At 65.0% G+C, this 13,699-nt stretch carries 9 protein-coding genes; 1 reads left to right on the top strand and 8 read right to left on the bottom strand.

Features of this window, described 5'->3' with window-relative positions; translation table 11 throughout:
• Window positions 1-98: 98 nt before the first annotated feature.
• The 6 genes from EU805_RS03025 to rplJ all read right to left on the bottom strand — a co-directional run bounded on the left by EU805_RS03025 (window position 99) and on the right by rplJ (window position 11,314).
• Window positions 99-998: a DMT family transporter gene (locus EU805_RS03025; protein WP_129762457.1), complete on the bottom strand. Its 900-nt coding sequence runs from the start codon at window positions 996-998 to the stop codon at window positions 99-101.
• 38 nt (window positions 999-1,036) lie between these two features.
• The gene (locus tag EU805_RS03020; RefSeq protein WP_129762456.1) at window positions 1,037-1,381 is read right to left on the bottom strand and encodes a VOC family protein; all 345 of its coding nucleotides are present in this window, start codon (window positions 1,379-1,381) and stop codon (window positions 1,037-1,039) included.
• A gap of 103 nt (window positions 1,382-1,484) precedes the next feature.
• Window positions 1,485-5,741 (bottom strand): DNA-directed RNA polymerase subunit beta', encoded by a 4,257-nt coding sequence (gene rpoC / locus EU805_RS03015; RefSeq protein ID WP_129762455.1) that lies wholly within the window; start codon window positions 5,739-5,741, stop codon window positions 1,485-1,487.
• A 91-nt stretch (window positions 5,742-5,832) separates the two neighbouring features.
• Window positions 5,833-9,972: a DNA-directed RNA polymerase subunit beta gene (gene rpoB / locus EU805_RS03010; RefSeq protein WP_129762454.1), complete on the bottom strand. Its 4,140-nt coding sequence runs from the start codon at window positions 9,970-9,972 to the stop codon at window positions 5,833-5,835.
• 387 nt (window positions 9,973-10,359) lie between these two features.
• Window positions 10,360-10,734 carry a 50S ribosomal protein L7/L12 gene (gene rplL / locus EU805_RS03005; RefSeq protein WP_129762453.1) on the bottom strand — a complete coding sequence of 125 codons (375 nt, stop codon included), beginning with the start codon at window positions 10,732-10,734 and terminating at the stop codon, window positions 10,360-10,362.
• 67 nt (window positions 10,735-10,801) lie between these two features.
• Window positions 10,802-11,314, bottom strand: coding sequence for a 50S ribosomal protein L10 (rplJ, locus tag EU805_RS03000; RefSeq protein ID WP_129762452.1), 513 nt, complete (start codon window positions 11,312-11,314; stop codon window positions 10,802-10,804).
• A gap of 329 nt (window positions 11,315-11,643) precedes the next feature.
• Between rplJ and EU805_RS02995 the strand changes: the two genes are divergently transcribed.
• Entirely contained in the window at window positions 11,644-12,303 is a 660-nt protein-coding gene (locus EU805_RS02995; RefSeq protein WP_129762451.1) for a MarC family protein, read from the top strand.
• Window positions 12,304-12,362: 59 nt separating this feature from the next.
• Here EU805_RS02995 and rplA read toward each other — a convergent pair whose 3' ends face one another.
• The gene (rplA, locus tag EU805_RS02990) at window positions 12,363-13,064 is read right to left on the bottom strand and encodes a 50S ribosomal protein L1 (RefSeq protein ID WP_129762450.1); all 702 of its coding nucleotides are present in this window, start codon (window positions 13,062-13,064) and stop codon (window positions 12,363-12,365) included.
• Window positions 13,064-13,489 carry a 50S ribosomal protein L11 gene (rplK, locus tag EU805_RS02985; RefSeq protein WP_129762449.1) on the bottom strand — a complete coding sequence of 142 codons (426 nt, stop codon included), beginning with the start codon at window positions 13,487-13,489 and terminating at the stop codon, window positions 13,064-13,066. The genes rplA and rplK overlap by 1 nt, the downstream gene beginning before the upstream one ends.
• Window positions 13,490-13,699 lie beyond the last annotated feature (210 nt).

Genomic DNA, 13,699 nt, shown 5'->3' with positions numbered 1-13,699 from the left:
AAGGGGGACTGCCCCCCGGACCCGGATGCGCGCCGTATAGGCCGCGCGGGATAGGGTGTCAACAGCGCCCGCGGCGGACCGCGCACCCCCTGCCCCGCCTAGCGGATCCGGTCGGGGATCACCCGGCGGCGCAGGCGGATCTGGCGTTCGCGCCACAGGGTGAAAAGCCCGGTGGCCACGACGATTCCCGCCCCGACCAGGGTCAGCGCACGGGGGACCTCGTCGAAGAAGACCACGCCGATGAGGAGCGCCACCAGCAGGCTGGTGTAGCGGAAGGGCGCCACGAAGCCGATCTCGCCCACACGCATGGCCGCGACCGAGAAGATGTAGCCGCCGATCAGCGACAGCGTCGCACCGCCCAGCATCACCCCCTGCCGACCCGAGACCGGCGTCCAGTCGACGAAGATCGAGGCCGCCCCCGCGCTTGTCATCACCACGACCGAGGCGCTGAGCGAGATCAGCACCGATGGCACCGTCGCGGACATCCGCCGCACCACGAGGTCGCGCACCGTCACGCACAGCACCGTCGCCAGCGCGCTGACGGCGAAGATGTTGAAGTCCGCGCCGCCGGGGCGGACGATGAGCAGGACCCCCGCGAAGCCCACGAGGATCGCGGTCATCCGCCGCCAGCCCAAGGGCTCCTTCAGCCACAGCGCGCCGCCGAGCGCCACGGTCAGCGGCAGGGCCTGCAGGATCGCGCTGACATTGGCGATGGGCATGTTGAACAGGGCGGTCACGAAGAAGAACGCCCCGAAGGCCTCGGCGAGCGACCGGACCCCGATTAGGCCCCAGTCCGCGCGCGACTGCTCGAGCCGAAGCTGGCCGAGCGCGACCGAAAGCGCCAGCAGGCCCAGCGTCACGCCGATGCCGCGCAGGAACAGGATCTGGAACAGCGGAACGTCCCCGCCCAGCGTCTTGACGAAGGCGTCGTTGACCGTGAAGGCCGTCATCCCGGCCGCCATCAGGAACGCGCCGCGCATGTTGTCGGACAGTGCCATGCGCCAAGCCGTATCAGGGCCTGTCGCGGGGCGCCAGATCAGTCGGCGGTGATCCAGACCGCCATCTCGGTGCCGCCGGGCTCGCGGAACTGGAACCGGCGGCCACCGGGGAAGCTGAAGATCCCGCGCGTGATCTCTCCACCGGCGGCCTTCACCGCGGCGTAGCTGGCATCCAGATCGGTGGAACGCACGACGGGCAAGGGCGCACGCCCCGCACCGCGTTCGACGCCGCCACCGATCCCGGCCCCCTGGATGTCGGCGTAATCCGGCCCGTAGTCCACGAAGGACCAGCCGAAGGCCGCGGCCATGAAGTCCTTCGTCCGGTCCAGGTCCGGCGAGGTGTATTCGACGTAATCGAGCGTGTGGTGCGGATCGTCGGTCATGCGGCCCTCCCTCGGGTCGAGCCTAACGCCGGCGTCGCGCCCTGCAAACGCAAAAGGCCCCCGGAACGGATCCGGGGGCCTGTCGCATGTCCTGCGGCGCCGCTTACTCGTCGCGGCTTTCGGGCGTGTCGACGATCATCGTGTCGAACTCGTCACCTCCCACCACGTCGCCGGCGGGATCTTCCACCGGGGCGGCGAGGGCCGCGGCCTTCTCGGCCTCCTCGCGGCGCGCCTCGATCACGACGTTGTCGCGGTCGGAGGCCACCTTGCGCACGCGGCTGGTCGCACCACCGGTGCCCGCCGGGATCAGGCGGCCGACGATGACGTTCTCCTTGAGGCCCACCAGCTTGTCACGCTTGCCCATGACCGAGCTTTCGGTCAGCACCCGCGTCGTTTCCTGGAAGGACGCCGCCGAGATGAAGCTGCGGGTCTGCAAGCTTGCCTTGGTGATGCCCAGCAGGATCGGCTCGCCCGTCGCCGGGCGTCCATCGCGCGAGATCGCGCGGGCGTTGGCCTCGTCGAACTCGGCCTTGTCCACGGTCTCGCCCTTCAGCAGCGTGGTGTCGCCGCTGTCCTGGATCTCCCACTTCTGGAGCATCTGGCGGACGATCACCTCGATGTGCTTGTCGTTGATGCGCACACCTTGCAGGCGATAGACGTCCTGGACCTCGTCGATCATGTACTCGGCCAGCGCCTCGACACCCATGACCGCAAGAATGTCGTGCGGGGCCGGGTTGCCGTCCATGATGTAGTCACCCTTCTGGATGAAGTCGCCTTCAGCCACCGGGATGTGCTTGCCCTTGGGCACCATGTACTCGACCTTGGTGTCCGGATCCTCGGCGGACTCGATCGCGATGCGACGCTTGTTTTTATAGTCCTTGCCGAAGCGCACGTAGCCGTCGATTTCCGCGATGATGGCGTGATCCTTCGGGCGACGTGCCTCGAAGAGTTCGGCCACACGCGGCAGACCACCGGTGATGTCCTTGGTCTTGGCGCCTTCGCGCGGGATGCGCGCGATCACGTCACCGGCCTGGATGTCCTCGCCGTCCTCGACGGACAGGACCGCATCCACCGACATCGCGTAGGAGACGGGGTTGCCGTCGTCCTTCATCACCGGCTCGCCGTCGGCGTCCGCAATGATGATCTTCGGGGCCAACTCGTTGCCCTTGGGGGCCGCGCGCCAGTCCGCGACGATCCGCTGCGTCATGCCGGTGGCGTCGTCGGTGTCCTCGCGCACGGCGATGCCGTTCACCAGGTCCACGTATTTCGCCTTGCCGGCCTTCTCGGCGATGATCGGCAGGGTGTAGGGGTCCCATTCGAACAGCTTGTCGCCGCGGTGGACGTCCTGACCTTCCTTGACGAAGATCTTGGTGCCGTAGCCGACCTTGTGGTTGGCCCGCTCGACGCCGTTGTCGTCCACGATCGCAAGGACCATGTTCCGGCCCATCGCGACCTGCTCTCCGGCGGTGTTCTCGAGCAGGGCCGCGTTGCGGAACTCGATCTTGCCGGGCTGGCTGGCTTCCAGGAAGGACTGCTGACCCCCCTGTGCGACGCCGCCGATGTGGAAGGTCCGCATCGTCAGCTGGGTGCCGGGTTCACCGATGGACTGCGCCGCGATGATGCCGACGGCCTCGCCGATGTTCACCTGCGTGCCGCGCGCCAGGTCGCGACCGTAGCACATGGCGCAGACGCCATCCTCGGCCTCGCAGGTCAGCGGAGAGCGGATGCGCATCTTGGTCACGGCGGCCATGTCGATCAGGTCGGCCTTGCGCTCGTCGATCAGCTCGCCCGCTTCGACCAGCACCTCGTCGGTGCCGGGCTTGAGGACCTGGTCGGCCGAGACCCGGCCCAGCACGCGCTCGGCCAGCGAGGAGACGATCTCTCCGTCGTTGACGGCCGCTTCCGCGGTGATCGCACGCTCGGTGCCGCAGTCGTGCTCGCGCACGATGCAGTCCTGGGCCACGTCCACCAGGCGGCGGGTCAGGTAGCCCGAGTTCGCCGTCTTCAGAGCGGTGTCCGACAGACCCTTCCGGGCACCGTGGGTCGAGTTGAAGTACTCGAGCACGGTCAGACCTTCCTTGAAGTTCGAGATGATCGGCGTCTCGATGATCTCACCCGAGGGCTTGGCCATCAGGCCGCGCATGCCGCCCAGCTGCTTCATCTGCGTGACCGAGCCACGGGCGCCGGAGTGGGCCATCATGTAGACCGAGTTCGGCTCGGCTTCCGACCCGTCCTCTTCGGTGCCGGCCTGGCTGATGGTGGACATCATGGCGTCTGTGACCTTGTCGTTGGCCTTCGACCAGGCATCGACCACCTTGTTGTACTTCTCGCCCTGGGTGATCAGGCCGTCCATGTACTGCTGTTCGAAGTCCTTCACCTGCTCGCGGGTCTCGCCCACCAGGTCCCACTTCGTCTCGGGGATGACCATGTCGTCCTTGCCGAAGGAGATCCCGGCCTTGAAGGCCTCGCGGAAGCCCATCGTCATGATCTGGTCGCAGAAGATGACCGATTCCTTCTGGCCGCAGTAGCGGTAGACGGTGTCGATGACCTGCTGCACCTCTTTCTTGCGCAGCAGACGGTTCACCAGGCTGAAGGGGGCCTTGGCGTTGAGCGGCAGAAGCGCGCCCAGGCGCAGACGGCCCGGGGTGGTCTCCACCCGCTCCATCACCTCGTTGCCCTCGTCGTCGATCTGGGCAATCCGCGCGGTGATCTTGGCGTGCAGGTGCACGGCCCCGGCGGTCAAGGCGTGCTCGACCTCGTCGATGGAGCCGAAGGACATGCCTTCGCCCTTCATGCCGGCCCGCTGGATCGTAGTGTAGTAGAGACCCAGGATCATGTCCTGCGACGGCACGATGATCGGCGCACCGTTGGCGGGCGACAGCACGTTGTTCGTGGACATCATCAGGACGCGTGCTTCCAGCTGGGCTTCCAGCGACAGCGGCACGTGGACGGCCATCTGGTCACCGTCGAAGTCGGCGTTGAAAGCCGAGCAGACGAGCGGGTGCAGCTGGATCGCCTTGCCTTCGATGAGCACGGGCTCAAAAGCCTGAATGCCCAGACGGTGCAGCGTCGGCGCCCGGTTCAGCATCACGGGGTGTTCGCGGATCACCTCGTCGAGGATGTCCCAGACCTCGGGACGCTCTTTCTCGACCAGCTTCTTGGCCTGCTTGACGGTGGACGACAGGCCCTTCGCCTCGAGCCGCGAGTAGATGAACGGCTTGAACAGTTCGAGCGCCATCTTCTTGGGCAAGCCGCACTGATGCAGCTTCAGCTCCGGTCCGGTCACGATCACGGACCGGCCCGAGAAGTCGACCCGCTTGCCCAGAAGGTTCTGGCGGAAGCGGCCCTGCTTGCCCTTCAACATGTCGGAGAGCGACTTCAGCGGGCGCTTGTTGGCGCCCGTGATGACGCGGCCGCGGCGGCCGTTGTCGAAGAGCGCGTCCACGGATTCCTGCAGCATTCGCTTCTCGTTGCGCACGATGATGTCGGGCGCGCGCAGCTCGATAAGCCGCTTGAGACGGTTGTTGCGGTTGATGACCCGGCGATAGAGGTCGTTGAGGTCCGAGGTCGCGAAGCGGCCGCCGTCCAGCGGCACCAGCGGGCGCAGCTCGGGCGGGATCACGGGGATCACGGTCAGGACCATCCACTCGGGCCGGTTGCCCGAATCGATGAAGTTCTCGACGATCTTCAGGCGCTTGATGATCTTCTTGGGCTTCAGCTCGCCGGTAGCTTCCTTCAGCTCCTCGCGCAGCTTCTCGGCCTCGGCTTCGAGGTCGATCTGGGCCAGCATTTCGCGGATGGCCTCGGCCCCGATGTTCGCCTGGAAGGCGTCGGCGCCATAGGCGTCCTGAGCGTCGTTGTACTCTTCCTCGGTCATCAGCTGACCGTAGGTCAGATCCGTCAGACCCGGTTCGATCACGACGTAGTTCTCGAAGTAGAGGATCCGCTCGAGGTCGCGCAGCGTCATGTCCAGCATCAGGCCGATGCGGCTGGGCAGCGACTTGAGGAACCAGATGTGCGCGACGGGGGCGGCCAGCTCGATGTGGCCCATGCGCTCGCGGCGGACCTTCTGCAACGTGACTTCCACGCCGCACTTCTCGCAGACGACGCCGCGATACTTCATGCGCTTGTACTTGCCGCAAAGGCACTCGTAGTCCTTGATCGGACCGAAGATACGCGCGCAGAACAGGCCGTCACGCTCGGGCTTGAACGTGCGGTAGTTGATCGTCTCGGGCTTCTTGATCTCGCCGAAGGACCAGCTGAGGATCCGTTCCGGGGACGCGAGCGAGACCTTGATCTCGTCGAAGGTCTTCACCGGGGCGACAGGGTTGAACGGGTTGTTCGTGAGTTCCTGGTTCATCTTCAATTCCTTGAATTGGGGTGCGTCGGGATGAGGCGGGGGACGAGGACCGATCGGCCCTCACCCCCCGGGAATTTCGGGTCGGAAATTCCTATTCCTCCTCCTCCGCATCCAGGAGTTCCATGTTGAGGCCGAGGCCCCGGACTTCTTTGACGAGCACGTTGAACGATTCCGGCACGCCGGCTTCGAAGTTGTCCTCGCCCTTGACGATGCTCTCGTAGACCTTGGTCCGGCCCGCCACGTCGTCCGACTTCACCGTCAGCATCTCCTGCAGGGTGTAGGCGGCGCCGTAGGCTTCCAGCGCCCAGACCTCCATCTCGCCGAAGCGCTGACCACCGAACTGCGCCTTACCACCGAGCGGCTGCTGGGTGACGAGGCTGTAGGGCCCGGTCGAGCGCGCGTGGATCTTGTCGTCCACGAGATGGTGCAGCTTCAGAAGGTACTTCACGCCCACCGTCACCTTGCGGCTGAACTGCTCACCGGTGCGCCCGTCGAACAGCACCGACTGGCCGGAGGTGTCGAAGCCCGCGCGCTTGAGGCTGTCGTTGACGTCGGCCTCCTTCGCGCCGTCGAAGACGGGCGTGGCGATCGGAACACCGCGCACCACGTTGCCCGCGGCTTCCAGCATGGCCTCGTCGTCCATGCCCTCGAAGCCCTCGTCGTAGACGTCGTCACCGTAGGCGATCCGCAGCGCTTCCTTGACCGGGGTCATGTCACCTTGGCGGCGGTAGTCGTCCAGCGCCTCGTCGACCTGCAGGCCCAGACCGCGCGCGGCCCAGCCCATGTGGGTCTCGAGGATCTGACCGACGTTCATCCGGCTCGGCACGCCCAGCGGGTTCAGACAGAAGTCGACCGGGGTGCCGTCGGCGAGGAACGGCATGTCCTCCATCGGCACCACCTTCGAGATCACGCCCTTGTTGCCGTGACGACCGGCCATCTTGTCGCCGGGCTGCAGCTTGCGCTTCACCGCGACGAAGACCTTGACCATCTTCATGACACCCGGCGGCAGATCGTCGCCGCGACGCACCTTCTCGACCTTGTCCTCGAAGCGCGCGTCGAGGGTCTTCTTCTGCGCCTCGTACTGCTCGTTCAGGGCCTCGACCACCTGCGCGTCGGATTCGTCCTTCAGCGCAAGCTGCCACCATTGGCCGCGGGACAGACCGTCCAGCGTCTCTTCCGAGACGACGGTACCGGCCTTGATGCCCTTGGGACCTTTGACGACTTCCTTGCCCATGATCATGTCGCGCAGACGGGCGTAGATGTTGCGATCCAGGATCGCCAACTCGTCGTCGCGGTCGCGGGACAGGCGCTCGACCTCTTCGCGCTCGATCTGCAGGGCGCGCTCGTCCTTCTCCACACCGTGGCGGTTGAAGACGCGCACCTCGACGACCGTGCCGAAATCCCCCGGCGGCAGGCGCAGCGACGTGTCGCGCACGTCGGAAGCCTTTTCACCGAAGATCGCGCGCAAGAGCTTCTCTTCCGGGGTCATGGGCGACTCACCCTTGGGCGTGATCTTGCCCACCAGGATGTCCGCCGGGCCGACCTCGGCGCCGATGTAGACGACGCCCGCCTCGTCGAGGTTGCGCAGGGCCTCCTCGCCGACGTTGGGGATGTCGCGGGTGATCTCTTCCGGCCCGAGCTTCGTGTCACGGGCGGCGACTTCGAATTCCTCGATGTGGATCGAGGTGAAGACGTCGTCGCGGGTGATCCGCTCCGAGATCAGGATCGAGTCCTCGTAGTTGTAGCCGTTCCAGGGCATGAAGGCGACGACGACGTTCTTGCCAAGCGCCAGTTCCCCCATGTCGGTGGAGGGACCATCGGCGATGACCTCGCCCTTCTGGACCGTGTCGCCCACCTTCACCAGCGGGCGCTGGTTGATGCAGGTGTTCTGGTTCGAGCGCTGGAACTTGCGCATGCGGTAGATGTCCACGCCCGCGTCGCCCAGCTCCAGGTCGGAGGTCGCGCGGACAACGATCCGGCTTGCGTCGACCTGGTCGATGACACCGGCCCGGCGCGCCATGATGGCCGCCCCCGAGTCCCGGGCCACGACTTCCTCGATGCCCGTTCCAACCAGCGGCGCCTCTGCCTGCAGAAGCGGCACCGCCTGACGTTGCATGTTCGAACCCATCAGCGCGCGGTTGGCGTCGTCGTTCTCGAGGAACGGGATCAGCGAAGCGGCGACCGAGACCAGCTGCTTGGGGCTGACGTCGATCAGGTCCACGTTCTCGCGCGGGGACAGGGTGTAGTCACCGTTCTTGCGGGTCGAGACCAGCTCGTTCTCGAAGCCGCCCTCTTCGGTAAGGTTGGCGTTGGCCTGCGCCACGGTGTGCCGCATCTCCTCGGTAGCGGACATGTAGGACACGTCGTCGGTGACGCGGCCGTCCGAAACCTTGCGGTAGGGCGTTTCGATGAAGCCGTACTTGTTCACCCGCGCGAAGGTGGCGAGCGAGTTGATCAGACCGATGTTCGGCCCTTCCGGCGTCTCGATCGGGCACATGCGGCCGTAGTGCGTCGGGTGCACGTCGCGCACCTCGAAGCCCGCACGCTCGCGCGTCAGGCCGCCCGGCCCGAGCGCCGACAGACGACGCTTGTGCGTCACTTCCGACAGCGGGTTGGTCTGGTCCATGAACTGCGACAGCTGCGAGGAGCCGAAGAATTCACGTACCGCAGCCGCGGCGGGCTTGGCGTTGATCAGGTCCTGCGGCATCACCGTGTCGATCTCGACCGACGACATGCGCTCCTTGATGGCGCGCTCCATGCGCAGCAGGCCGACACGGTACTGGTTCTCCATCAGCTCGCCGACGGAGCGGACGCGACGGTTGCCCAGGTGGTCGATGTCGTCGATGTCGCCCTTGCCGTCGCGCAGTTCGACCAGCGCCTTGATGCAGGCGACGATGTCCTCGCGGCGCAGGGTGCGCTGGGTGTCCTCGGCATCGAGGTCGAGGCGCATGTTCATCTTCACGCGGCCCACGGCCGACAGGTCGTAGCGGTCGGCGTCGAAGAACAGCGTGTCGAACAGGGCGGAGGCCGCGTCGACGGTGGGCGGCTCACCCGGGCGCATGACGCGGTAGATGTCCATGAGCGCGGTTTCGCGGTTCATGTTCTTGTCGGAGGCCATCGTGTTGCGCATGTAGGCGCCCACGTTGACATTATCGATGTCCAGCACGGGGATCGTGTCGACGCCGGCGTCGATCAGCTCCTTCAGGGTGCCGCCGATCACGTCGCCGGACTTGTCGCGCTCGAGCGTCAACTCGTCGCCAGCTTCCACAAAGATGGCGCCTGTGTTCTCGTCGATGATGTCGCGGGCGACGAACTTGCCCAGGATGTGCTCGTAGGGGACCAGAAGGTCGGTGACCGTGCCTTCGTCCTTGAGCTTCTTGACGGTGCGCGGGGTCACCTTCTCGCCGGCCTTGGCGATCACTTCGCCGGTCTTGGCGTCGATCAGGTCATAGGTCGGACGGGTGCCGCGGACGCGGTCGGGGAAGAACTTCGTCGTCCAGGCGTTGGCCTTCTTGTCGAGCGCGTATTCGACGGTGTCGTAATACGCATCCATGATCGCTTCCTGGTCCAGACCCAGCGCGTAGAGAAGCGTGGTCACGGGCAGCTTGCGGCGGCGGTCGATGCGGCAGAACACCAGGTCCTTGGCGTCGAACTCGAAGTCCAGCCAGGAGCCGCGGTAGGGAATGATCCGGCAGGCGAACAGCAGCTTGCCCGAGCTGTGCGTCTTGCCCTTGTCGTGGTCGAAGAACACGCCGGGCGAACGGTGCATCTGGGACACGATGACCCGCTCGGTCCCGTTCACGATGAAGGTGCCGTTCTGCGTCATCAGGGGCATGTCGCCCATGAAGACGTCCTGCTCCTTGATGTCCTTGACGGACTTGTTACCCGTGTCCTCGTCCACCTCGAACACGACCAGTCGCAGCGTCACCTTCAGGGGCGCGCTGTAGGTCATGTCGCGCTGCTGGCATTCCTCGACGTCGTACTTGGGCTTTTCCAGCTCGTACTTGGAGAATTCCAGGATCGCCGTCTCGTTGAAGTCCTTGATCGGAAAGACCGACTGGAAGACGCCCTTGATTCCCTCGCCGTCGAGCGGGGCTTCGGCGTCGCCGGACCGCAGGAACAGGTCGTAGGAGGATTTCTGAACCTCGATGAGGTTCGGCATCTCCAGCACTTCGTTGATTTTGCCGTAATACTTGCGCAGGCGCTTCTGACCAAGGTACGATTGAGCCATCTGGAAGGGGCCTTTCTTAATGCCGAAACACGCGGTGGCTGGGTCACCAACGCGCGCTTCCCATGCGGCAGGATCGTTTCCATTCCAGAGATGCGCCCAAACATCTCACTCGAAACGATCAACTTACCTGTCAAAACGCGCGCAAATCGGCGCTTTGAGAGATAAGCGGTCTGTGTAGGTCTGTGATGTCGGTTTTTGCCGGGCTTCGGGGGTCAGATCGCCCACCTAGAGGGGATTCGCCCAAAGTGCAAGGGGCGCGCGAGATTTCAAGGGAATGTTCACGGTTTCCTGCTGTTTGATCCTCACCCCTGATCGCACCCTCCGCCCACGAAAAAGCCCGGCACGTTTGCGCGTACCGGGCCCTTCCAGATCGAAGGCAGAAGTGGCTTAGGCCAGCTCGACCTCGGCACCAGCTGCTTCCAGCTTGGTCTTGATCTCTTCGGCTTCGGCTTTGGACGCGCCTTCCTTGACCTTGCCGCCGGCTTCGACCAGGTCCTTGGCTTCCTTCAGGCCCAGACCGGTGATGCCGCGCACTTCCTTGATCACGTTGATCTTCTGTGCGCCGGCGTTCTTGAGAACGACGTCGAATTCGGTCTTCTCTTCGGCGGCTTCGCCGGCGTCGCCCGCGGGACCGGCCATCATGACGGCGCCGCCAGCGGCGGGCTCGATGCCGTACTCGTCCTTCAGGATCGTCTTGAGTTCTTGTGCTTCCAGCAGGGTCAGACCAACGATGTCTTCTGCCAGTTTCTTCAGATCAGCCATTTGACTACTTTCCGTTTACTTGATGTGTTCCAACGTCAGGGCTTGCGCCCCGCGCAATCGAGATGCCTTAAGCAGCTTTCTCTTCGATGGTCGAAAGAATGCTCGCGATGTTCGAAGCAGGCGCGCCAATGGCCCCGGCGATGTTGCTGGCAGGTGCCCCGATGCAACCCACGATGGAAGCGATGAGCTCCTCGCGGCTTGGCATCCCGGCAACGGCCTTCACACCGGCTGGATCCAGTGCAGTCTCGCCCATGGCACCACCCAGAACAACGAGCTTCTCGTTCTTCTTGGCGTATGCATCGACCACCTTCGCCGCGGCGACGGGGTCTTCGGAATAGGCGAGAACCGTCATCCCCGTCAGGTAATCGGCGATGGACGCCGAGGGCTTACCTTCGAGGGCGATCTTGGCGAGCTTGTTCTTGGCAACGCGCACGGACCCGCCCGCTTCACGCATTTGCGCGCGCAGGTCCTGCATTTCGGCAACTGTCATGCCTTCGTAGTGTGCCACTACGACGACGCCAGAGCTTTCAAAGATCTGACCGAGTTCCTCGACCAGCTTTTCCTTTTGGGCTCTATCCACAGTTTCACTCCAATTGTGGTGCGAGGGGTCCCGCACCGGCTCTCATTTTGACGAGGAGAAGAGGTCGCCCCGTCAGTCACGGTCCGTGATACGGGCGGAGCCAGCGAAACCGGGAGATCCCGGCAAATCTGGTCTTTCCCGTCTCGGGCAGGAATTAACGACTTGCAGCCAACCCACCGTCTAGGACGATGCACCGATCCCCGAATCGCTTCGGGGGGATGCAGTGCGCCTCTTAAAGCCTGGCCGCCCGGAAGGGAACCCCGAAGCGCCGGCAGATGACATCCCCCGCCCGAGGCCCTATGGCGGGGGCCCCCAAACCGGAGCGCCCGATGGACCTGACCGCCCTTGCCCGCGAATTCGTCACGCTCTTCGTGCTGGTCGATCCGATCGGGTCGATCCCGGTGTTCCTCTTCGCCGTCGCGTCGGTGCCGCGCCACCTGCACCGCCGCTTCGCCTTGCGCGCGACGGGCATCGCCGGGGTCGTGCTGCTGGGGTTCCTGGTGCTGGGACAGCTCGCGCTGGAAAGCATCGGGCTGGCGCTGGGGTCGTTCCAGATCGCGGGCGGGATCGTGTTGTTCTTGTTCGCGCTGACGATGATCTTCGGCGAATCGAAATCCGACACCGAGATCGAGGAAGCCGAGAAACACCGGGACCATCTTGCCGGGGCGGTCTTTCCGCTGGCGATGCCCTCCATCGCCTCTCCCGGGGCGATGCTGGGGATCGTGGTGCTGACCGACAACCGGACGCAGACGCTGGCGGAACAGGCGGTGACCGCGGGGCTGCTGGTCACCGTGCTGCTGCTGACGCTGATCTTCCTGTTCCTTGCGACCTACATCTTTCGACTGATCGGCCACACGGGGATCAGCGTCATCAGCCGCGTCATGGGGATCATCCTGGCCACCATCGCGGTGGATGCGGTGCTGGTCGGCCTCGAATCGCTCGGGCTGTTCACCATGGCGCCCGAAGCCCCGGCCTCCGCCCTGCCCTGACGAAAAAGGGGCGGCCCCTCGCAGGACCGCCCCTCTCTATCGTGCCTCGATCGATGCGATCAGGCGTTGCCGGTCGCGTCCGCGATGTCGACGGAGACGCCCGGACCCATGGTCGAGGTCAGCGAGACCTTCTTCATGTAGGTGCCCTTGGCGCCGGTCGGCTTGGCCTTAGAGACCGCATCGACGAAGGCCTTCACATTCTCCTCGATCGCCTTGGCGTCGAAGCTGGCCTTGCCGATGCCGGCATGGACCACACCGGCCTTCTCGGCCTTGAACTGGACCTGACCGCCCTTGGCGTCCTCGACGGCCTGCTTGACGTCGGGCGTCACGGTGCCGACGCGGGGGTTCGGCATCAGGTTGCGCGGGCCCAGGATCTTGCCCAGGCGACCGACGATGCCCATCATGTCGGGCGTCGCGATGCAGCGGTCGAAGTTGATGTTGCCGCCCTGGATCTGCTCCATCAGGTCCTCGGCACCGACGACATCGGCGCCGGCAGCCTTGGCTTCCTCGGCCTTGTCGCCACGGGCGAAGACCGCCACGCGGACCGTCTTGCCGGTGCCGTTGGGCAGGGTCACGGTGCCACGGACCATCTGGTCGGCGTGACGGGGATCGACGCCCAGCACCATCGAGATCTCGATGGTCTCGTCGAATTTCGCCTTGGCGTTCGACTTGATCAGCGACACGGCCTCTTCGACCGAGATGTCCTGCTTGCCCTTGACCTGCTCGCGGGCCGCGGCGGTGCGTTTGCCAACTTTTGCCATTACTTCACCTCGATGCCCATGGAGCGGGCGGAGCCCGCGATGATCAGCATTGCGCCCTCGACGGAGGTCGCGTTCAGATCCTTCATCTTCGCCTCGGCGATCTCGCGGACCTGCTTGCCGGTGATGGAGCCCGCGCTGGCGCGGCCGGGGGTCTTGGAGCCAGACTGCAGCTTGGCGGCCTTCTTGATGTAGTAGGACGCGGGCGGCGTCTTGATGTCCATCGAGAAGGACTTGTCCGCGTAGTAGGTGATCACGGTCGGGCAGGGCGCACCCTGTTCCATGTCCGCGGTCTTGGCGTTGAACGCCTTGCAGAATTCCATGATGTTGATGCCGCGCTGACCCAGGGCAGGACCCACGGGCGGGGCGGGCTTGGCGCTGCCTGCAGGAACCTGCAGCTTCAGCGTTCCGACGACTTTCTTGGCCATCTGGCCTCTCCTTCTGAACACCCTTTGGTCGCGACCAAGGGGTCTTGCGTTCTGTGGTACGGTCCGGTGCGCGCGCGCTCCTCGCCTCCCACGGCGAATGCCGGGCAAATCCCGACAAGCGCGCCGCATACCTGCCAGCATACCTTTTGGCAAGGGTGCCCGCACCGAGCCGCCAAGGCCGAGGGATCTGCCGCTCGCAGCCCCGTCCCA

The sequence above is a fragment of the Salipiger sp. IMCC34102 genome, from assembly GCF_004145405.1.
Taxonomy (GTDB): Bacteria; Pseudomonadota; Alphaproteobacteria; order Rhodobacterales; family Rhodobacteraceae; genus Loktanella.
The sequence above is the reverse complement of the archived record's forward strand: the minus strand, read 5'-3'. Positions and strand labels throughout refer to the sequence as shown.